Below are 725 nucleotides of genomic sequence, written 5' to 3' on the forward strand. Positions count from 1 at the left end.
TGTCACATAATCGAACGTATACGTGACGGGTGAAAAGGTGCTGATCGGCTACATGCGGGTATCGAAGGCGGACGGATCCCAGTCCACCAATTTGCAACGCGATGCGCTCATCGCCGCTGGTGTGAGCCTTGCGCACCTTTACGAGGATCTGGCCTCGGGCAGGCGCGATGATCGCCCAGGGTTGGCTGCTTGCCTGAAGGCGCTTCGTGAAGGGGACACGCTGATCGTGTGGAAGCTCGATCGGCTTGGCCGTGATCTGCGCCACCTGATCAACACCGTGCACGACCTAACTGCGCGTAGCGTGGGCCTGAAGGTCCTGACCGGTCACGGTGCGGCGGTCGACACGACGACTGCCGCCGGCAAGCTTGTGTTCGGTATTTTTGCCGCGCTGGCCGAGTTCGAGCGTGAGTTGATTTCCGAGCGAACAGTCGCTGGACTTATCTCGGCGCGCGCTCGCGGCAGGAAAGGGGGGCGCCCCTTCAAGATGACCGCCGCCAAGCTACGCCTGGCGATGGCCAGCATGGGGCAACCGGAAACCAAGGTGGGCGATCTCTGCGAAGAACTCGGGATTACCCGGCAGACGCTCTACCGGCACGTGTCGCCCAAGGGCGAACTGCGGCCAGACGGCGTAAAGCTGCTCTCCCTCGGTTCAGCCGCATAAATGGAGGCGACCTGGAACGGGGCGCTGTTCAGTGCGGCAACGATCCGATTACCGGTGTCGACCC

Annotated in this window: 1 protein-coding gene; it reads left to right on the plus strand. The window is 62.5% G+C overall.

The features are described 5' to 3' along the window. The first annotated feature begins 37 nt into the window (after nt 1–37). On the plus strand, nt 38–661 hold the full coding sequence (locus PG888_RS23025) for a recombinase family protein (RefSeq protein ID WP_003155741.1): 624 nt from the start codon (nt 38–40) through the stop codon (nt 659–661). Nucleotides 662–725: the final 64 nt, after the last annotated feature.

It is taken from the genome of Aeromonas sp. QDB23 (genome assembly GCF_027707745.1).
Lineage (GTDB): Bacteria > Pseudomonadota > Gammaproteobacteria > Enterobacterales > Aeromonadaceae > Aeromonas > Aeromonas allosaccharophila.